This is a genomic window from Streptomyces profundus, assembly GCF_020740535.1.
GTDB classification, from domain to species: Bacteria; Actinomycetota; Actinomycetes; order Streptomycetales; family Streptomycetaceae; genus Streptomyces; species Streptomyces profundus.
This window is the reverse complement of record NZ_CP082362.1, coordinates 4,613,940-4,634,179: the sequence shown is the minus strand read 5'-3', so window position 1 is coordinate 4,634,179 and position 20,240 is coordinate 4,613,940. Positions and strand designations below refer to the sequence as shown.

Annotated in this window: 15 protein-coding genes and 1 pseudogene; 9 read left to right on the top strand and 7 right to left on the bottom strand. The window is 72.8% G+C overall.

Going from position 1 to position 20,240, the window contains the following annotated elements:
* Window positions 1–151: 151 nt before the first annotated feature.
* From K4G22_RS20450 to K4G22_RS20440, 3 genes are all read left to right on the top strand, one after another.
* Entirely contained in the window at window positions 152–1,132 is a 981-nt protein-coding gene (locus K4G22_RS20450; protein WP_228081745.1) for a serine/arginine repetitive matrix protein 2, read from the top strand.
* A gap of 63 nt (window positions 1,133–1,195) precedes the next feature.
* Window positions 1,196–1,501: a hypothetical protein gene (locus K4G22_RS20445; RefSeq protein WP_228081744.1), complete on the top strand. Its 306-nt coding sequence runs from the start codon at window positions 1,196–1,198 to the stop codon at window positions 1,499–1,501.
* A gap of 7 nt (window positions 1,502–1,508) precedes the next feature.
* On the top strand, window positions 1,509–1,952 hold the full coding sequence (locus K4G22_RS20440) for a hypothetical protein (protein WP_228081743.1): 444 nt from the start codon (window positions 1,509–1,511) through the stop codon (window positions 1,950–1,952).
* A gap of 48 nt (window positions 1,953–2,000) precedes the next feature.
* Here the strand turns inward: K4G22_RS20440 and K4G22_RS20435 are convergent, their stop codons facing one another.
* From K4G22_RS20435 to K4G22_RS20425, 3 genes are read right to left on the bottom strand one after another with little or no spacing between them, the layout of a single operon-like run.
* Complete coding sequence (locus tag K4G22_RS20435; protein WP_228081742.1) at window positions 2,001–6,722, bottom strand: FtsK/SpoIIIE domain-containing protein; 4,722 nt, start codon at window positions 6,720–6,722, stop codon at window positions 2,001–2,003.
* Between the two features lie 42 nt (window positions 6,723–6,764).
* Complete coding sequence (locus K4G22_RS20430) at window positions 6,765–8,009, bottom strand: hypothetical protein (protein ID WP_228081741.1); 1,245 nt, start codon at window positions 8,007–8,009, stop codon at window positions 6,765–6,767.
* Complete coding sequence (locus tag K4G22_RS20425; protein ID WP_228081740.1) at window positions 8,006–8,536, bottom strand: sigma-70 family RNA polymerase sigma factor; 531 nt, start codon at window positions 8,534–8,536, stop codon at window positions 8,006–8,008. Before K4G22_RS20425 ends, K4G22_RS20430 begins: the two co-directional genes overlap by 4 nt.
* 398 nt (window positions 8,537–8,934) lie before the next feature.
* On the opposite strand from K4G22_RS20425, the pseudogene K4G22_RS32000 reads away from it, so the two are divergent.
* Window positions 8,935–9,731, top strand: a pseudogene (locus tag K4G22_RS32000) (SGNH/GDSL hydrolase family protein).
* Window positions 9,732–9,942: 211 nt separating this feature from the next.
* Here the strand turns inward: K4G22_RS32000 and K4G22_RS20410 are convergent.
* The 4 genes from K4G22_RS20410 to K4G22_RS20395 are packed head-to-tail and all read right to left on the bottom strand — an operon-like array spanning window position 9,943 to window position 14,226.
* Window positions 9,943–11,202 (bottom strand): sugar ABC transporter permease, encoded by a 1,260-nt coding sequence (locus K4G22_RS20410; protein WP_228081737.1) that lies wholly within the window; start codon window positions 11,200–11,202, stop codon window positions 9,943–9,945.
* Entirely contained in the window at window positions 11,199–11,972 is a 774-nt protein-coding gene (locus tag K4G22_RS20405) for an ATP-binding cassette domain-containing protein (protein ID WP_228081736.1), read from the bottom strand. Before K4G22_RS20405 ends, K4G22_RS20410 begins: the two co-directional genes overlap by 4 nt.
* A complete protein-coding gene (locus tag K4G22_RS20400; RefSeq protein WP_228081735.1) occupies window positions 11,969–13,111 on the bottom strand; it encodes a substrate-binding domain-containing protein in 1,143 nt (380 codons plus the stop codon). Before K4G22_RS20400 ends, K4G22_RS20405 begins: the two co-directional genes overlap by 4 nt.
* Complete coding sequence (locus K4G22_RS20395; RefSeq protein ID WP_228081734.1) at window positions 13,108–14,226, bottom strand: ROK family transcriptional regulator; 1,119 nt, start codon at window positions 14,224–14,226, stop codon at window positions 13,108–13,110. The genes K4G22_RS20400 and K4G22_RS20395 overlap by 4 nt, the downstream gene beginning before the upstream one ends.
* A 346-nt stretch (window positions 14,227–14,572) precedes the next feature.
* Here K4G22_RS20395 and K4G22_RS20390 point away from each other — a divergent pair, with 346 nt between their 5' ends.
* From K4G22_RS20390 to K4G22_RS20370, 5 genes are all read left to right on the top strand, one after another.
* Window positions 14,573–15,874: an ABC transporter substrate-binding protein gene (locus tag K4G22_RS20390; RefSeq protein WP_228081733.1), complete on the top strand. Its 1,302-nt coding sequence runs from the start codon at window positions 14,573–14,575 to the stop codon at window positions 15,872–15,874.
* Between the two features lie 131 nt (window positions 15,875–16,005).
* Window positions 16,006–16,905, top strand: a complete 900-nt coding sequence (locus K4G22_RS20385) for a carbohydrate ABC transporter permease (RefSeq protein WP_228081732.1) — start codon at window positions 16,006–16,008, stop codon at window positions 16,903–16,905.
* Window positions 16,905–17,807 carry a carbohydrate ABC transporter permease gene (locus K4G22_RS20380; RefSeq protein ID WP_228081731.1) on the top strand — a complete coding sequence of 301 codons (903 nt, stop codon included), beginning with the start codon at window positions 16,905–16,907 and terminating at the stop codon, window positions 17,805–17,807. The genes K4G22_RS20385 and K4G22_RS20380 overlap by 1 nt, the downstream gene beginning before the upstream one ends.
* Window positions 17,808–17,981: 174 nt before the next feature.
* Complete coding sequence (locus tag K4G22_RS20375; protein ID WP_228081730.1) at window positions 17,982–19,169, top strand: hypothetical protein; 1,188 nt, start codon at window positions 17,982–17,984, stop codon at window positions 19,167–19,169.
* Window positions 19,162–20,196, top strand: a complete 1,035-nt coding sequence (locus K4G22_RS20370; RefSeq protein WP_228081729.1) for a hypothetical protein — start codon at window positions 19,162–19,164, stop codon at window positions 20,194–20,196. Before K4G22_RS20375 ends, K4G22_RS20370 begins: the two co-directional genes overlap by 8 nt.
* Window positions 20,197–20,240: the final 44 nt, after the last annotated feature.

Here is a 20,240-nt window from a genome sequence, read left to right as displayed (position 1 = left end):
GGGGGCGCCCCTCGCAAGCTCTACGCACGAGAGCGCCCGGGGGTTCACCGGATTTCCGCGCCGGCTGAACCTTCCGCCGGGCTGGTGCGTGGAGGGGGTGGAGACGCACCCGGGCGGGGGCGTTGGACAACCGGCAGTGGAGGGAGGCGCGATGGCCGACTTCGCCATGGACTACGACAAGCTCTACGCCATGAAGCGGGGGCTGCACGACCTGGCGGACCGGGCCGACTCGGCGGGCGGCGCGGACGCGTGGCAGGAGATCGGCGACGGGACCGCCAGCTCCAACCAGTCGATCTTCGGCAACTACAACCTCTCGTACCAGTTCCAGGTCTTCTACGGGCTGTCCAAGACGCGGATCAACGACGGCAAGGACAAGTTGAAGCAGTTCGGCGACATGTTCGGCGGGGTCGCCGACGTGCTGCTGGAGCAGGACGCCGGGATCGCCGCCGGCGCCATGACCATGACCGGCTACTCGGAGCTGGACAAGTGGCTCGGGGAGCGCGAGGCGTACTCGGACTGGGAGGAGAAGAAGGAGACCTGGGACGACTACGCCGAGGAGATCGGCGCCGGCGACTACTTCGCCGAGCATCCGGACGCCGACCCGGCGGAGGTCTGCTCGGTGGACGACCCCCCGGGCTGGTGCGAGCAGTGGCAGAAGGACCTGGGCGACGGCCGGCCGCCGTGGCCGGGACCCGAGCCCGACAAGCCGCCGGAGCACCCGCCGAACCGCGTCCAGATCACCGATGAGGACGGCAGCAGCGTCGACGTGTACCTCACCTACGACGACGAGTACAACGTCACCGAGGAGAAGACCGTCATCGAGACCTCGGACGGCAGGACGGTCACCACGACGGTCGAGTACGAGGGACCGCCCGACCCGAGCGGCCCGGCGGACGACGACGACACCTTCGACCGCCGCGACTACACGGTCACCACCATCGGCCCCGACGGCACCGAGAGCGTGGCCGAGTACACCATCGAGGACGACGGGTCCGGCACCCAGAAGGTGACCACGACCACCACGGACGACGACGGCGACGAGGAGGTCACGGTCACCGAGTACACCAGGGACCCCAAGAGCGGTCCGGACGACAAGAAGTGGGAGTCGGACTGGGAGGAGGTGGAGGACTGAGCCCCTCCCCAGCGGCCCCGGCCCGCACCACCAGCAGCCAGCCACGACAGGAAGTGAGCCCTCATGCCCAACATCAGCATCACCTACGAGGACGTGGACGAAGCGGCGTCCGCGATGAACAACTCCAGGACCAACACCATCGAGCCGGCCGTCGACGCGGCCCATGCGGCGATCACCGACGCCCTGGGCAGCTCCCTGGTGCTGCCGGAGACCAACGCGGCGATCACCGACCAGTACAACCTCCTGCACGAGCAGCTCCAGCAGCTGTGCAAGGCGATCGAGGGCTTCGCGAATCAGTTCGTGGAGATCAAGAACGGCATGATCGACTTCGACCAGCAGTACGCGGAGAACATCCGCAACCCGAAGTGAGGCGGGCATGGCAGACATCTCAGCCGACTACGCCGGCATCGCCGAGACATCGAGCAAGCTCAGCGCGCAGTGCAACATCATCGTGCCGGAGATCTACGACCTCCTCGCCAAGGTGGGCACGCTGCTGGACAACGGCCTCTACCTGGAACAGGCCAGTCCCGCGCTGAAGACCGCTTACGAGGAGTTCAGCAAGTCCATGCAGATGGCGGCCAGCAACATCCAGAACTGGGCCAATCTGTTCACCGGCATCAACGACGCCTTCAAGAGCAACGACTCCGCGCTCTTCGCCGCGACGCTCTCCAGCATCGACGGCGAGGGCGGTCTCGAACTGACCGCCGACGAGGTGGAGACCGACACTCCCGACGCGCCGCCCTGGCAACCGCCCGGCGGTGATCTGGGCGGCACGCCCGTCACCTGGAACGACGACCGCAGCTCGATCACCCAGGGCTGACCGCTCCCCCGGCACGGTGCCGAACCGGCGCCGTGCCAGGGGCCCTTCTCACTGGAGCACGGTCAGCGGCACCTGCACCGCCAGCAGCCGCCCGGCGGGGTCGGCCGTCCAGGCGCGGCCAGGAACGGCCGGGGGACGCAGGTGGTCGGGCGTCAGCCGGGCGCCGATCAACTCGCCCTCGTTCAGGGCCTTGGGCGCCAGCAGCAGCCCGCGCCGGCCCCGACGGGCGATGCCGATCCAGCCCAGGCTGGACATGCCGTCGGCCGGTCCTGCCAGCAGCAGCCCGAGGCCCCGGTCCCGGCCGGCCGAGGCGACCTTCCGCAGCGGACCGTCCACCCGGGTGTTCACCAGCAGTTCGGCGTCGTCGACCACCACCACGGTCGGCCGGCCCGCCAGCGCGTCCAGCGCCGCCTCCAACGCCTCGGGATCCGGATCGACATCGTCGATCACCCGCGCCAGGCCGTGCGCGGCGAGCCGCCGCAGCGGCGACTCCCTGGGCGTCAGCACCACCAGCGAGGTGCCGCCGGTCACCAGCGAGACGCACATCGCGGCGAGCGTGGTGGAACGCCCGCTGTGCGGCGGGCCCGCCACCAGGAAGGACCCGGAGCCGGTGGCGAAGTCGTGGCCCAACGCCCCGCCGGTGTCGCCGCCCATCCCGAGCAGCGCCCACAGCGGGCGGCGGGCCGCCTCGTCGATCTGGTCGGCGGCCTCCTGGAAGCCGATCGCCTCGGGCAGCGCTGCGACGCTGAACGGGCGCAGCTCGTCCGCCACTCCGCCGTCCCTGATCGTCGCCTGCCGACCGATGGCCCGCACCACGTCGGCCTGGTCGCCGCCCTTGGCGAGGGCCGAGAGCGGCAGGGTGAGGATCTGTCCCTCGATGGCGCCGGGCGTCGCCCAGCCCCGCCCGGCCGGCACCTGCTCCGGCACCGCACGCCGGTTGACGCCCACGATGGCGTAGTCCATCCGGTCGGACTGACGCAGCAGGAGGCGCCGGTCGTTGTGCTGGCCCGGACGGCCGCCGAGCAGCATCCGCTCCGAGGTGGCGATCACATGGACGCCGGCCGTGGCGCCCTCCCGCAGCAGCCGCAACATCTCCTCGGTGAGCCGGCCGCCGTCCTGCTTCTCCCACTGGCTCACCAGGGCGTCCCAGCCGTCGATCAACAGCAGCAGATGCGGCGGGCGTTCCTCCCTGGGCAGCCGGGCCCGCGCCTCCGGCAGCGATGTCACGCCCTGCCGGGCGATGACCTGCTGGCGGTCGGTCAGCTCCGTGACCAGCCGGCGCACCAGCCGCTCAAGGCGCTCGGCGTCGTGCCGGGGCACCACGGCGCCGCAGTGCGGCAGGGCCTCAAGCGGCGCCAGGCCGCCGCCGGCCGCGTCGATGCCGTAGACGTGCAGCTGGTCGGTGGTCAGGTGCAGGGCGGCCGAGCCCGCGATGGTGCGCAGCGTCTGGGTGCGCCCCGAGCGCGGCGCGCCGATCACGTAGAGGTGGCCGAAGGTGCCGAACTCGATGTGCCCGAGCCGCTGTTCCTGCCGGCTCGGCACGTCGAAGAGGATGTAGGGCACCGGCGGCAGCGCGGCGGCCCCGGGGTGCGGGTCCTGCTCGGGGCCGGTGAGCGGCAGCTCCTCCGGCAGCGGCGGCAGCCAGGGCCTGGGCTGGGTCTCGAAGTCCTCCAGGGCTTCCGTCGCCGCCCGGACGGTCGCCACCAGCGCGCTCAGATCGGTGGCGGGGTCGACGGGCGCGGCGCCCTTCTCGCCCGTTGCCTCGTCGGCGTCGTGTTCGTCGGCCTCGTCGGCGTCCGCCGCGTCCGCGATCGGATCGCCGCCCTCGTGGATGACCCTGGCCGCCGGCAGCGGATGGCCGAGCCGCTCCGGGCTCAGCTCCACACCCTGCACGGTGCGCGGCACGGTCCTGGCGCCCGGCGCGTCCGGGTCCTCGTCTGGCCGTTCGGCGCCGACCCAGGCCGTCTGGAACGGCAGCGGCGGCCCGTCACCCCTGCGGACCAGGGCCCGGCCGGGAGTGGCCGGGGAGATCGCGGCGGCCGTCGGCGCGTTGATGATGTCCGTGCTCTCCATCCGGTCGGTGACGCGCAGGGCGACCCGGAGGTTGGTGTTGGCGCGGATCTCGTTGGAGACGGCGCCCGCCGGGCGCTGCGTGGCCAGCACCAGGTGCAGGCCCAGGGAGCGGCCCCGCTGCGCGAGGCTGACCAGCCCCGGCACGAACTCCACCTGCTCCCGCACCAGCGTGGCGAACTCGTCGATGATCAGCAACAGCCTGGGCAGCGCCGGCAGTTCGGGCTCCCGGGCGCGCTTGGCCCGGTACTCCTTGTGGTCCTTCACCTCCACGTCGGCCAGCAGCTGCTCGCGGCGGCGCAGCTCGGCGTCCAGCGAGGCCAGCGCGCGCTCCACCAGATGCCCGTCGAGGTCGGTGATCATCCCCAGGGTGTGGGGGAGTTCGGCGCACTCGCGGAACGCGCTGCCGCCCTTGTAGTCGATGAGCACGAACGTCAGCTCGTCGGGCCGGTTCACCGCGGCCAGCGAGGCGATCATCGTCTGGAGCAGCTCCGACTTGCCCGACCCCGTGGTGCCGCCGATCAGGGCGTGCGGCCCGTCCGCCACCAGGTCCAGCTGGGCGGTGCCGTCGTGTCCAGCGCCGACGGGGAACGCCGTGCTGGCGGGCTGGCGTTGCCACGCCCGCACCAGGGCCGCCGGGTCCGGCGGCTCCTGGCCGAGCAGCGGCAGCAGCCGCACCTCGGCGGGGATTCCCGCCTCGACCTCCACGGTGACGTCGCGCAGCGGCGCCAGCGCGCGGGCGGTCCCCTCGCACCACTCGGGCGTGACCTGGTCGGCACGGATACCGGAGACGGCGGGGGCCCCCGAGACGCGCATCGTCAGCTGGTTGCCGCTCGCGGTGACGACCGAGGTGCACTCCTCGGGGAGCAGCGACTCGCGTTCGTCCAGGCAGAGGCTGTAGATCCGCAGGGGCGGCCCCTGGGTGAGGACGCCGATCATCCCCGGCACCTCGCGCAGCCGGTAGGCGCCGTCCAGGACGACCAGGATGTCCGGCTCCCCCGGGGCGACGGCCGCGTCGCCCGTGGACTTCCCGGAGACCGCCGCGCGGGACTGGAGGTCCGCGTAGAGCTCGCCGACGCGCTGGCGGGTGGACGCCGGGTCGCGGCCCAGCGCGACGAGCGGCGTCGTCGCGGCGCCGGCGCGGGCGGGGCGCAGATGCTGGAGCCAGCGCACCCAGGCCCAGTCGGCAAGGTGCTCCTCGTCGGTGAGCACGACGATCCGCAGGTCGCGGGGGCTGTGCAGGACGGCGGACTGGATGATGGCCCAACGAGCCACGGCCCGCACGGTGTCGGGGGTGCCGGTGAGGCCGATGACGCCGAGCATCGGCAGCTCGGCGCCGATGGGCACGTCGGACAGCCGCCAGTGCACCTGCCGGTGGTTGCTCTCCCTGGCCTGGTCGCTGATGCGTTTGAGCGAGGCGCGGTTCACCACGCCGAGGCGCAGGGTCAGATAGTCCCCGTGGTGGCGGCGCCGTTCCCACAGCTGGTGGCCCGGGCCCTTGACGGTGAGCAGCAGGGACGCGGGATCGGGCGAGGCGGTGTTCCGCTGCCGGCGTTCCTCCACCGTCGCGCGGCGCATCTCCCGCTCCAGGGCGGCCCGGCGCAGCCGGAACCTGCGGAGCTGCTCCGCGTGTTGCTTGCGGTTGCCCCGGCGCCCCATCAGCCAGTTGCCCACCGCCATCAGCGGGGTGAACAGGATGAGGATCAGGAAGTAGAAGGAACGGAAGAGCGCCACCATGGCGAAGCCCATGACCATGGGGGAGATCATCAGCATGAACGGGAACGGCCGTGGCCCTGGCGGCGGTGGGGGTGCCGGCAGGTTGAGGTTCTCGGCGTCCAGGTGCGGCAGGATGCGCGGCGGCCGGCTGTACTCGATGGTGAGCCCGTCCGGCGCGGGTCGGACGGCGGCGTCGGGCTCGAACCTGGGCGCCAGCCGCAGCAGATGGTCACCGAGGGCGAGGTCGGCGAAGGCGGGCCAGTCGTGGGAGCCGTCGTCCGGCGGCGGGCGGTACCCGGGGGGCGGCAGCGGCGGCTCCAGGGGCAGCCCGTCGGGGCCCGCCGGCGGAGGTTCGGCGCTGTGGCCGCCTGGCCCGCCGTCCCTCGGCCCCGCGGGCTCCTCGTCGGTGAGCGGCGTGCCGGTCTCCGGGTCCACGGGCGGCGGCGGGGTGAGGCTGCGCAGGCCGCACCGGAGCGGGTCGGCGTCCGCCGGCAGCCGGAACCGCACCGAGCCGTCCGTGTGCACGATGATCCAGGTGCCGGACTCAGGGGTGCCGGGGTCCTCCTCCCCCTCCCCCAAGTCCGCCGCTGGGCCCGGCGCCTCGCCGTCGGGCGAGGGGAGGCGGAGCGAGCAGCGACGGTCGGTGCCCACCTCGTGGCTGCCGGGGCCGAGCGGCCACACCTGCCCGGCTCCCGGGCCCGAGACATGCCGCAGCTCCAGCAACACCGGGTCGGACGCCGGGGGCCGCCAGGCCCGTGCGGCGTCGGGGACGGGCGGCGCCGGGCCGTCCAGGCCCAGCAACACGCCGTCGCGGACGCCGCCGGCGCCCAGCGGCGTCCCGGAGTCCAGCGCCTCCTCGCCGAGGTAGAGACGGGGTGTGTCCAGCGCGGCGGCGAGTTCGCCGACGGTGGTGTCGCCCGGCAGGTCCAGCAGATGGTCCGTGCGCCGCCCCTGGGAGTCGGCGGTGGTCACGGTGAGCTTCACGGGCAGTCCAACGGGTGTCAGGGACGGGGGGATGCGCGACGGTCAGGGGCGCCCTGGGCTGGGGGAGGGCACGGGCGCCTCCTCCTCGTCGACGTCGGCCCTCGGCGCGCTCACGGGCTCCGGCTCGTCCTCGCGCTCGGGGGACGGCGGTCCTGGGACGAGGGCGACGGGCGGGGCGGCGGGCCGCCGCACGGCGTCCTCGCCGGGCAGCTCCCCGTCCAGCTCGGCGTCGAGTTCGTCGTCCAGCTCGGCGAAGACGCGGGCGGTGCTGGACGCGTCGCCGCCGAGGTCGGGCGGCAGCACGGGCGGGATCAGCGGCAGCACCCGGGCGATGGCGCGGCTGAGCGCGTTGCCCTCGGCCACCAGGGGCGTCCCGACCAGCTGGATCTGCCCCGTCCGGTCGTTCAGCAGGGTGCGCGCGTAGCCGCGGCCCTCCCCCAGCAGCAGCAGTCGCAGCCCGGGGAACTCCGCGGGCGGCGCGACCAGTTCGGGGGGCATCGGGGCCGGCAGCTCGGCGCCGACCAGGAACGGGGCGAGCCCGGAGCGGGGCCCGAGGCGGGCGGCGGCGCGGTAGGCGGTGCGGATCGGCGGCCCTTCGAACGCCCGGTGCACCCCCTCGGCCACCACCACCGTGTCCTTCGGCAGCCGCACGTCCAACTGCGCCGCGACGGCCTGGTGCAGGGCGGTGGCGGCGCGCCGCTCCCCGTCGACGCAGACCATCGGCGGCCCGACGGCCAGGTCGAGGAACGCGCACCAGCCGCCCACCTCGCCGACCGCGACCAGCACCGGGTGCTCCTGGTCGGGCACCGGCACCACCGGCGGCAGATCGGCGCGTTCCGCGCTCCAGTGGTCGGTCTCGTCGTCGTCGGCGACCCACCAGGGGTCGGCCCCGGGAGGCGGGATCCGCTGGCCGGCGAGGAGGACGGTCACGGTGTGGCCGGCGACCAGCACCGCGTACGGCCGGGCGCCCTCGGGGCCCGCGGCCTGCCGGGCGGCGGCCAGGGCCCGTTCGGCGTCGCGCCAGGTCGCGGGGGCGCGCAGCCCGTGGACCAGCACCCGCAGCGAGCGCCGGTACCGCAGCCAGGACCGCACCGGCGCGGCGAAGGCGTGCGCGGTGATGGCGCACTCGCGGCGCACGCGGTCCCTGGCGGCCTTCCAGCCGCCCATCCGCATGGCCACGGCGCGGATGATCAGGAAGATCACCAGCAGCACCGCGACGATGCCGAGGATCCGGAAGATGGTCTCCCGGTGCCGGCTCAGGAACTCCAGTGGATCGGCTGACCTCATGCTGCCGGGAACTCCCGTCGCAGGGCGGACAGGGCGTAGTGCGCCCTGGATTTGACGGTCCCCCCGGGTATCCCCAGGAGGCGTGCGGTGTCGGCGCGGGAGTGGTCGCACAGGTGGACGTGGACCAGCACGTCGCGGTGGAGCGGGCTGAGGCCGGCCAACGCGCGGGTGATCGCCACCCGGTTGACGACGGCCTCGGCCACGTCGACGCCCTCGTCGGCCTGTCCGAGCAGACCGGTGGGCATGATGCCCGCCGGAACGCTCCGCTCGCGGCGGTGGGCGTCGAAGGCGAGGTTGCGGGCGACGACATGCAGCCAGGCGGCGAGCCGGTCGTCGTTCCGGGAGGGTTCCTGCTTGCCGGCGAACTCCCCGCTGAACTCCTCGGCGGCCAGCCAGGCGCGCAGCATCGTCTCCTGGACGATGTCCTCGGCGCGGTGCGGATCGCCGGCCGTCAGACGTCTGACGTACCGGAGCAGCCGGTCGCGGTACCGCTCGGCCGCCGGGAGTCTCGGGTGGGCACGGGCCACCGGCCGGCCGACCGGCGCCGGTGGCAGGGCGGCCGGCCGGGGAAGAGGGTGGTGAGGCGATTGGGCGTGGGACATCGCTGCTGCTCCAACGGCGCACTGGAAGGGGCTTCTGAGGCTATGTCGCGTCGAACCCGCCGAAGTTTCCGTTGAGTTGCGGAAGTTCATTTATAGAAGAGTCGGGACTGAACTGAGCTCAAGAGAACCTCTGAATTCTCTGGAGCCCCGTCAGTCCACGCAAGTTCGGGCGCGCGACCTCGACATTCGGGCAGCGAGGGCCCGTTGGCTGCCCGTTCGGGCCGGGACGATCCACGGCCGGATTCGCCCGGCGCTCCCCCGCACTCCGGCCGGGGACCGGCTTCGGCGCCGCCCGGGACCGCCTTGAGGGGATCTCGGCGCCCGTGCCATGCTCGCGAGGTATCGGGCACCCGACTGACCGGTCGGAGGGAGCCCGGAGGAGCCCCCGACGAGATGGGTGTCGCGTGAATCCGCTGTTGTTGCCGGTCGTCGCCGTGCAGGGCCTGCGTGTGCGGTCCGCCACCGAGGTCCTGCCCCCGGCGGCCGGGCCGCTCGCGGGCAGGGTTCCCGCGGGCGGCGACGCGGCCTCGGGCCCGGCCTCGGGTGACGCGCTGCGGCTCGGGGTGCTGGGCGAGTCGACGGCGGCCGGCTGCGGGGTCGACTCCCATGCCGACGGGTTCCCCGGTTGCCTGGCGCGGGAGTTGGCGGCACGCACCAAACGCCCCGTCGCCTGGGAGGTCGTCGGCCTGCACGGAGCGACGGCGCGGCGCGTCAGACACCGGCTGCTGCCCCAGCTCGAAGGGAGGTTCGACACGGTGGTGCTGCTGGCCGGGGTGAACGACGTGCTCTCCCGCCGCTCCCCCGGGAGTGGAGCGAGGATCTGGCGGCCGTCGTCGACGAGTTGGCCGGGCGCGCCGGCCAGGTGATCGTGCCGGGCATCCCGCCGTTCCGGGCGTTCCCCTCGCTGCCGAGGACGTTGGGGCGCTATCTGGACGAGCGGGCGCGGGCCCTGGACGAGGTGTCCCGGCGGATCTGTGGTGAGCGGCCAGGGGCGCGGTGGATCGATTCCGAGGAACTGCTGCCGATCGGTTCGGACTTCTTCTCCCGGGACGGCTTCCACCCCTCGGGCTCCGGCTACCGCCGATGGGCCGGATCGGTCGCGGCCAAGCTGCCCGGGTGACGAATCCGCCGGCCGGCTAAGGGAGTTCCAACAATTCGCGCCGGCGCCCCTCGGATATTCCCGATCCCGAACGGCCGACGGCCTCCGGCGCACCGGACGCGCCCAGAGGAGACGCCGGCTTTCCCACGGCCCACGCCGTCACCGGCTCTCCGCCTCGGGGCCACGAGGGCGCGCCACCGCGCGGGTGCCCCGCCCGAGGAACGACCGCCCGTCACCACCAGGGGCGACCGCCGCGGCCTCGGATGCCGGAGGCGAGGTCGGGGCGGTCGGGGCCGGCGCGGAGGTGGGTGTCGGCGGCGAGGGCCAGGGCGAGGACGAGGCCCGTCACGATGTAGCGCGAGGCGGTGTCCAGGTCGAGCAGCGTGAGGCCGCTGGAGATCGACGTGATGACGAGGACGCCGACCAGCGCCGACCAGGCGCTGCCCCGGCCGCCGAAGAGGCTGGTGCCGCCGATCACGGCGGCGGCGATGGCGGTGAGGTACGTCTCCGCGCCGCCCGTGCCCTGGTTCGCGGCGGCGAGCCGCCCCGCCGCGAGGACGCCGCCGAGCGCGGCCAGCGTCGAACAGGCGATGAAGCAGGACACCGTGGTGCGGCGGACCGCGACGCCCGCCAGCAGGGCGGATCGTCGGTCGCCGCCCACCGCGCGCACCGAACGCCCCCACCTGGTCCTGCGCAGCGCCACATCGACCAGCGCGACGAGCGAGACGAACAGGACCACCGGATAGCCGATGCCGCGTGCCGTGCCGAGATAGGCGACGGTGGCGGAGAGCAGCGCGGCGAGAGCGGCGGTGCGCCCGGCGAACTGGGCCAGGCTGATGCTCGGCAGGCCGGCGCGCACCCGCCGGGAGCGCCGCACCCACTGGCTGGCGGCGACCGCCGCGACCGTGAGGACGACCAGCGCCCAGGCCACGAGCGGCGGCAGAAAGCCCTGCTGGGCGAACCACACGAGCCGTGACTCGAAGGGCAGGTTGATCGATCCCTGAGGGCCGAGCACCCGCAGCTGCACCCCGGCGAGGACCAGCAGCCCGGCGAGCGTCAGCACCAGGCTGGGCAGCCCGAGCCTGGTGGCGCAGAATCCGTAGCCGAGGCCGACCAGGACGCCGACGGCCAGCGCGAGCAGGATGCCGACGCCGACGGGCCAGTCGTGCAGGCCCGTGGTGACGCCGACGACGGCGGCGGCGAGGCCGCTGACCGAGCCGACCGAGAGGTCGATCTGCCCGACCAGCAGGACGATGACCACGCCGAGCGCGATCATGCCGGTGGGGGCGCTCTGGAGGGTCAGGTTGACGAGGTTCTCGGCGGAGAGGAACGCCGGGTTGACGATGCCGAAGACGACCCAGATCAGGAAGAGGACCACCAGCGCCGGCACCGCGCCCAGATCCCGGTCGGGGAGGATGCGCAGCAGTCCCGGCAGGGCCTCGCCGCTCCCGGCGGCGCGTTCCCGCACGGGTGAGGCGGGGCCGTGGGTCATCGCGGTCTCCTGCCACTGGGGCGGCTGACCCCGGTCATCGCGGCGAGGAGGTCCTCGTATCCGGCGCTCGCCGCGTCCAGTTCGCCGCCGACCTTGCCCAGGCGCAGCACGACGAACCGGTCGGCGACGGCCTGGAGGTCGACGGCCTGGTGGCTGATGAGGACGACGGCGAGGCCGCGTTCGCGCAGCCGCTCCACCAGGTTGAGGACCTCGGCGGTCTGGCGGATGCCGAGCGCGGCGGTCGGCTCGTCGAGGACGACGACCCGGGGCGAGCCGAGCAGGGCGCGCGCCACGGCGACGACCTGCCGCTGCCCGCCGGAGAGGGTCCGCACGGGCACCCGCACCGATGGCACGCTGGTGGCCAGCTGCCCCAGCAGCTCCCAGGCCTCGCGCTCCATGGCGACCTCGTCGAGGAACCCGCCGCGCGTGGGCTCGTGTCCGAGGAAGAGGTTCTCGACGACGTCGAGGTTGTCACAGAGCGCCAGGTTCTGGAAGACGGCGGCGATGCCGTGGTTCCTGGCGTCCGCCGGCGAGTTGAACACCACCTCCTCGCCGTCGAGCAGCAGCCGCCCGGCGTCGGGACGGTAGACCCCGGCGATCACGCCGGCGAGCGTCGACTTGCCGGCGGCGTTGTCGCCGACGACGCCCAGCACCTCGCGCGGGTGGATGTCGAGGTCGATGCCGACCAGGGCGCGGACGCCGCCGAAGTTCCTGGAGACGTCGCGCAGGGACAGCACGGGCGCCGGACGGGAGGAAGCGGGCGTGTTCATGTCGTCTCTTCCCGCGTCTCCCGGTCCGTGCCGAGCCCGAGCCGGGCGCAGTCAGCGGCGTAGTGGCGGGTGCAGATCTCCTCTGTGGTGTGCACGCCGCCGACGATCAGGACGCGTTCCACGTCGTCGGCGCCGACCGCGCGGGGGGCGAGCAGCAGGCTCGGGACTCCGTCGATCACGGCCGTGGTGCGGGGCGTCTCGCCGCGCAGGACGCGTACGGCCAGCTCGGCGGCGGTGCGGGCCTGCTCGGTCGTGGCCTTGTAGACGGTCATGTGCTGGTCGCCCGAGATGATGCGCTGGGCCGCGGCCAGCTCGCCGTCCTGCCCGGTGACGGGCGGCACGGGGTCGAATCCGGCGGCCTTCATGGCGGCGATCGCGCCCCCCGCCGTGCCGTCGTTGGCGGCGTAGACGCCGTCGACGCGGTCGGCGAACTCGGTCAGCCGGCTCTCGACCCAGTCGGTGGCCATGTCGGGGCTCCAGTCGGGGGTGTCGTACTCGGCGAGCACCTCGATGTCCTCTCCGTCGAGCGCCCGGTGGACTCCGGCGGCGAGCCGCGCCGCGTTGGGGTCGGTCGGCGAGCCGTGGACCAGCAGGACCCCCGGCGGGCGCCCGTCCGCGCGTGGTCCGCGCTCCCTGACCGCGCTGACCAGGGCGGTGCCCTGGAGGTAGCCGATCAGCTCGCTGTCGAAGGAGACGTAGTAGTCCACATCGGCGTCGGCGATGAAGCGATCGTAGGCGATCACCGGCACCCCGTGGCGCTTCGCCTCCTGGACGATGCTGACGGCCGCCACCGTGTCCACGGCGTCGAGCACCAGGACGTCGGCGCCGCGCGCGAGCATCGACTCGGCCTGCTGCTGCTGGGTGGCGGCGTCCTGGTCGGCGTTGGCGTAGTAGACGGCGCAGGCGGGGCAGCGCTGTTCGACGACGCCGAGGAACGCGGGCCGGTCGGTGGTCTCGTAGCGGGCCGTCTTCACCTCGGGGAGCAGCAGCGCGATGGCGCCCTCGGGCGGCTCCTCGCGCGTGGCCGCGGACACCAGCACGGCGGCGGTCAGCGTCAGCACCAGGGCGCAGACGGCCGCGACCAGCGCGGTGCGATGTGAGCTGAGGCGCGCATACGGGTCGGCGGGGCGCCCGCTCATCCGCCCGCCCGCGGCGCGCTGGCGACGCCGGCCGTGTCGAGGGCGATGGCGAGGGCGCCGCGCACCTCGGCCGCCGCGCCGAGCTCGGCGGCGACGACCTCGACGCGGCCCGCCGTGCTGGCCATGGTGCGCTGTTCGACGACGGTCCGCATCGGGCCGAGCAGGATCTCGCCGGCCCCGGAGAGCTGGCCGCCGACGACGACGATCTCCGGGTCGACGAGGTTGCACAGGTTGGCGGCGGCGACGCCGAGGTGTTGCCCGGTGTCGGAGAGGACCCGGCGGCAGCCCGGGTCGCCTTCCTTGGCGCGGGCGATCACATCGCGCAGGGTGAGGTGGCCGTGGCTGGCGGTCAGCATCTCCAGGAGGGCGGGCGCGCCGACGAAGGTCTCCAGGCAACCCCGATTGCCGCAGCGGCAGATGGGGCCGCTCTCGTCGATCGTCACATGCCCTATCTCGCCGGCGCCGCCCGCGCGGCCGTGGACGAGTTGGCCGCCGAGGATGAGCCCGCCGCCGACGCGGTGCGAGACCCGGAGGTAGGCGACGGAGTCGCGGCCGACGGCGGCGCCGAAGCGGGTCTCGGCGAGCGCGCCGAGGTTGGCGTCGTTGTCGATGCCGACGGGGACGGCCAGCTCCTCGGCGATGATCTCGGGCACCGAGGCGCCGTCCCAGCCGCGCAGCATGCCGAGCGCGGTGATCCGCCCGGTGCGCCGGTCGACCGGGGCGGGGAGGCAGATGCCCACGGCGAGCAGTTCGTCGGGGCTGGCGTCCAGGGACTCGACCATCTCCATGATCAGCAGCGCGGCGCGGCGCAGCCCGGCGTCCGCCCGGTGGTCGGGCGCGAGCGGCATCGACTGGTCGCCGAGGACCCGCATCGAGGCGTCGGCGAGCGCGACCCGCAGGGAACGGGTGCCGAAGTGGACTCCGGCGACCAGGCCGAGGTTGCGCGCCAGGGTGACCTGGAGGGCGCGCCGGCCGCTGCGGGTGGAGGGGGAGGTGTGCAGGACGCCGCCGGCCGTCAGCTCCTTGACGATGTTGGAGACGGTCGCCGGGGACAGCCCTGTGACGCCGGCCAGCTCGATCTGCGTGAGCGATCCCCGGCGTTGGACAGCACTCACGATGCGGGCTCGGTTGGCCTCACGTAGTGAAGTCTGCGAGCCAGGTGTCACCCGGTCAGCGCGCACAGCGAGAAGGATAGCGGCTGACGTGCCACTTGGGGATCCCCTCGCGAGGAGTCCCTGGAGGACGGCGACGCCGGGCGAGCTTGGATACGTAATCCGACTGCAACCTCGCGATGAGAGCTTCTTTGGATTTACTTCTTGACTTCAAGCTCGGGGAGTTCTTTGATGAGCGCCGGACGACGCGGGCGCCGACAGCACGAGGGCGCGGGCGGCGCTCGGTTCGGCGACTCATCCCCATGCGCGCCGATCCCCCGATACGGCAACGAAGGCGTAAGGAAAACTCATGCGGGTCAATCGCAGAACCAGCGTGCTGGTGGCGGGCGCCGCCATCACCGCCCTGACACTCACGGCGTGCAGCGGCAGCTCCAACGACAACGGCGGCGGGTCGGGCGGCTCCGGCGGCGGCGACTCGTCCGCCGAGGTCGAGGTCTTCACCTGGTGGGCGGCCGGTTCGGAGAAGGCGGGCCTCGACGCCCTGGTCGCCGCCTTCGACGAGCAGCACCCGGACACGGAGTTCGTGAACGGGGCCGTGGCCGGCGGTGCCGGCTCGGCGGCCAAGGACCTGCTCCAGTCCCGCCTCCAGGCCAACGACCCGCCGGACACCTTCCAGGCGCACGCCGGCATGGAGCTGCTGGACTACATCAACGCGGGCCAGCTGGAGGACGTCTCCGACCTCTACGACGAGTTCGACCTGCGTGAGGCCTTCCCCGCCGACCTGGTGGAGCGGCTCACCCACGAGGGGAACATCTACTCCATCCCCTCCAACATCCACCGGGCGAACGTGCTCTGGACCAACCCGAGCGTGCTGGAGGAGAACGGTCTCGACCCGAACGCCGCCTACGACTCGCTCGACGACTGGTTCGCCGACCTGGACGCGCTCCAGGAGGCGGGCGTGACCCCGCTCTCCGTCGCCACCGCGTGGACGCAGGTCCACCTGCTGGAGACGATCCTCCTCGCCGACCTGGGCCCGGACGCCTACAACGGGCTCTGGGACGGGACCACGGACTGGGAGGGCGCCGAGGTCACCGCGGCTCTTGAGGACTTCGAGCAGGCCATGAGCTACACCAACGGCGACCGGGACGGCCTGGACTGGCCCGAGGCCACCCAGCTGGTGATCGACGGCAACGCCGCCTTCAACGTGATGGGCGACTGGGCGGTCGCCGCCTTCGAGGAGCAGGGCAAGGAGTTCGGCACGGACTTCACCGCCGTCCCCGTCCCGGGCACCGAGGGCGTCTTCGACTTCCTCGCCGACTCGTTCACCCTGCCGGTCGGCGCCCCGAACGCGGGCGGCGCGCACGCCTGGCTGGAGACGGTCGCCTCGCTTGAGGGCCAGACCGCGTTCAACGCGGCCAAGGGCTCCATCCCGGCGCGCACCGACGCCGACCCGGCGGACTTCTCGGAGTACCAGCAGACGGCCATCGACTCGTTCGCCCAGGACACCATCGTCTCCTCGCTGGCCCACGGCGCCGCCACCCCGGTGTCCACGCTGAACGCCGTGACGGACGCCACCAGCAAGTTCACGTCCGGGGCCTCCAACCTCTCGACGTTCCAGTCGGAACTCGCCGCGGCGACCGCCGCCGGCTGAGTCGGGCCTCCGCCCTGGGCCGGTGTCCCACGCGGACATCGGACACCGGCCCAGGGCCGGATTCCGGACCGCGCCGTGGCGCGCCGTCGACCCCCCGCGACGACGCGCCACGGCGCTCCAGGGAGACATCGATGATCAAATCCGTCAAACGAGTCGGGCCGCCGCTGCTGCTGCTGGCTCCTTCGCTGATCCTGGTGGGCATCTTCGTCTACGGGCTCATCGCCGTGAACTTCGGGACGTCGACGACCGACATCCACACCGCCGCCCAGACGACCGGCCAGGAGCCGTCGAGCAACGTCTGGTTCAAGAACTACTTCGACCTCCTCGGCAACGAGGCGTTCCAGCACTCCTTGAAGAACCTGGCGCTCTACACGCTGCTCTTCCTCGGCGGCACGCTGCTCATGGGCTTCGTGTGGGCCTGGCTGCTGGAGCGGCCGATCAGGGGCGAGAGCATCTTCCGCTCGATCTACCTCTTCCCGATGGCGGTGTCCTTCATCGCCTCCGGTGTGGTGTGGCGGTGGCTGCTGAACTCCGGTCAGGACCAGAGCGCCACCGGGCTCAACCGGCTGTTCCAGATGGTCGGCCTCGACTTCCTCCAGAACAACTGGTGGAACAACGTCGACTACGGCATCACCGCGATCGCGATACCGGCGATCTGGCAACTGTCCGGCTATGTGATGGCGCTGTTCCTGGCGGGCTTCCGCGGCATCCCCGAGGAGTTGCGCGAGGCCGCGCGGATGGACGGCACCACCACCTGGCAGCTCTACCGGCATGTGCTGTTCCCCCAGCTCTCGCCGGTCGCGCTCTCGGCGCTGATCATCATCGGGCACATGTCGCTGAAGTCCTTCGACCTGATCATGTCCATCTCGAAGCCGGCGAACTACCAGACCAAGGTTCCCGCCATCGACATGTACATCTACAAGTCGAGCTTCGACTACGCCAACGCCGCCGCCATCGGGTCGATCCTGCTGGTCATCGTGGCCGTGGTGGTCGTGCCCTATCTCATCCGCACGAATCGCAAGGAGAAGTGATGGCCACGCTCTCCACCCGGGCGGCCCCGCCGAAGGAGACCGCTGGCCAGCCGGGCCGGTCGAACGGCGGCCGGCGCGGCAAGGGGTTCAGCCTCGCGCGCACCCTGCGCTACGCCGCGCTGCTCTTCTTCCTGCTGATCGTCCTGATACCCGTCTATGTGCTGCTGGTGACGAGCTTCAAGGGCCCAGGCGACGCGTCGCCCGAGCGCGCCTGGAACCTGCCGTCCAACTGGACGCTCGACAACTGGCGGACGGCGTGGGACGCGCTGGCCCCGTCGATCTGGCGCACCCTCCAGATGGTGGTGCCCTCGGCGATCCTCGCCGCGGTGCTGGGCTCCCTCAACGGCTTCGTGCTGGCGCGCTGGACGTTCCGCGGGGCGAACCTGGTGTTCACCCTGATCCTGTTCGGGATGTTCATCCCCTACCAGGCCGTGATCATCCCGCTGAACGAGCTGGTGCTGGACCTGTCGCTGCCCAGCGGCATCCCCACGTTGATCCTGCTGCATGTGGTGTTCGGCATCCCCATCACCACTCTGATCTTCCGGAACTACTACCAGACGATCCCGCACGAGCTGATCGAGGCCGCACGGATCGACGGCGCCGGGCTGCTGCGCACCTACGCTTCGGTGATCCTGCCGCTGTCGCTGCCGAGCTTCGTGGTCGTGCTGATCTGGCAGTTCACCTCGGCCTGGAACGACTTCCTCTTCGCGGTGTTCTTCTCCTCCAGCCAGAACGGCCCGGTGACGCTCGCCCTGAACAACCTCGCCAACGGCGCGCTGCTCCAGAACTACGGGGTCTCCATGGCGGGAGCGCTCTTCGCCTCCCTGCCGACCCTGCTGGTGTACATCGTCCTCGGCAAGTACTTCATCGGCGGCCTGATGTCGGGGTCCGTCAAGAGCTGACCCCGCTCGGCCCGCGTCCCCTCGCCCCCGTCAGGTCTCGGCCGCCCGACGGGGGCGACGGCCGTCAGGCGGCACCCTGCGAAGCATTGCAGTCGCACACCCGCCGGCGGGAGGAAACGGGGCGCCACCTAGAATCGGCTGGCCAACCGGCGCCGGTGAACGGGGGAGAACACGGTGTCCGAAGCCCTGTCGGGAGACAAGAACACGGCCAAGCGGCGCGGCCGGAGGAAGCGATGGCTTCTTTGCGGCGGCACGGCGGCGCTCGCCGCAGCCGCGGGCGCGGCGCTGATCCTCGGCTCGGACGGCGACGGGGACAGCGGCTGCTGGGGCGCCTGGGACGGGCTCAGGCCCCCCTGGTCCGGTGGGGATGTCACGGCCTCGGGATCGCCGCCCTCACGGGAGGACCCACGGGGCGCGTGCGAGATCGTCGTGACGTTGACGGACGAGGACGACGAGGACGGGGACGAGCCCTGGCAGCACCGGCTCGAAGTCTCCTACGGCGCCCTCCCCGAGGGCCACGACGAGCTGGCCACCTGGACGTTGGAGCATCTCAGGGGCGACTCGGCGCCGCTGACCGACGGGCTGTCGGGCAGCGTGTCGGCCGAGCACGGCCTGCTGGTGCTGCCCGAACGGTGCCAGATCGACGGCCGGCCCGCCGTGGTGACGATGATCACCCGCTACAGCGATGTCACGCTCGGCAGGGGCGACGCCTCGCACGGCTCGCGGCCGGCGAGCAGCCCGTCCCATATGGCCCAGCTGCTGGCCGGCGTCGCACGCCAGGGCATGGCCGAGGCGGGCTGCGCGGCGGACACGGCGGACGGATCGTCCGTGGCTCCCGTGGGCCAGCACCCCTCCACCGCCACGGGTGAACTGCCGCTCTGCGGCAACCCGGAGCTGCCCGAGGCCGGCCAGCCGCCGCCCGACCTGCTGACGTCACGCGCCCGCGAGGTGACCTTCCACGAGTGGACCACCTCGGTCGGCGTCGGGAACGCGGACCAGACCTGCTCGGGCTCCGCGCGGCGCAGCGGCTACGACATGCTGGAGGGGAACGAGAACGCCTTCGGCCCGGCGACGTCGGGCACGGTGCTCTTCAGCACGGTCGACCCGGAGATGATCCGGCTGCTGACAGCGATCGCCGACGGTCTTGACGCGCTGCCGGTCGACGGCTGGGCCGGATCGGCGGTGCACGGCGGCCCGTTGGCCGTGACCACCGCCGAATGCGCCTACGGCGGCGGGGAGTCGGCGCCGACCCTGTTCGCGGCCTTCGCCGAGGCCGAGGCGGACGCCCCCGCCCTGCTCACCGACTATGTGCGCGCGGTGGGGCCGCACCGCGGCTGCGAGGGAGTGGCCCCCGATGCCTGAGCACGAGGACCCGACGCCCGCGACACCGGGAGAGACCGCGCCCGCCGCCCCGCCGAAGCGCCCCCGCCGCCCACTGGCCCTGCTCCTCTGCCTGCTGGCCGGACTGCTGCTCGGCGTGGGCGTCCCCGAGGGCGTCGACCGGGCGCGCGGCGACGAGGCCGACGCGTACTGCTGGGGCGCCCTCTCCCTCGACGACCTGGTCGACACCCTCTCCAGGGAGACCAACGACCTCACCGTCGCCCACGGCGAGACCCCGCTCAGCGGCTACCACGCGGAGTGCCGCGTCGTGCTGGGCGAGGAGTTCAAGAAGCAGCTCACCGTCACCGTCGGGCCGATCGACGACTACGACGTGGACGGCACCTGGGCGCGGGAGTTCCTGCACCCCCATCTGCTCCCGTACGCCGGAGCCCCCGTCGGGCTGGGCGGGCAGACCAGGGCCTGGGTGAAGCTGGCCCCCGACTGCCGCCCCGCCCAGGGCACGGGCGAGGCACGCGCCCGGGTGGTCAGCGTCCACGCGCAGGGCCGGTACCTCCAACCCGAGCGGGACGCCGTGGCCCGCGCCGCCCTCCTGGTGACCAACGCCGTCCTGGACGACCACGGTTGCCTCGGCTCCTACCCGACCGACGGCGCACCGCTGCTGACCGAGGAACCGTCCGGGAGCGAGTACAGCGGCGACGGGGACGAGTTCTGCGACACCGGCACCCCGAGCCCCGACTGGCTGCCGCGGTCCACGGCCGGCCCGACGGGCGGCCCGTTCCGCATCTGTAGCGGTGACCCGGACGACGGGGAGCAGCGGTTCCGCGTCCTGACCGTCCAGGACCCGGACTTCGAGGGGCCGTTCCGCTACGCGGAGGAGTATCAGCGCCACCCGGTGGTCGGCCTGGAGTGCGGCGACCGCACCGTCTGGGTCATGGCCCAGGGCAGGCATCTGAGCCGCCGGGACGCCGAGGAGATCGACCTGCCGGCGCTGCTCCGGATCTACGCCACCACGGAGGCCGAACGCCTGGGCTGCCGGCCCCCGGCCTGACGACCCGCGGAGAATGGCCCGGTGTGGAGATCGGGGGAGGAAAG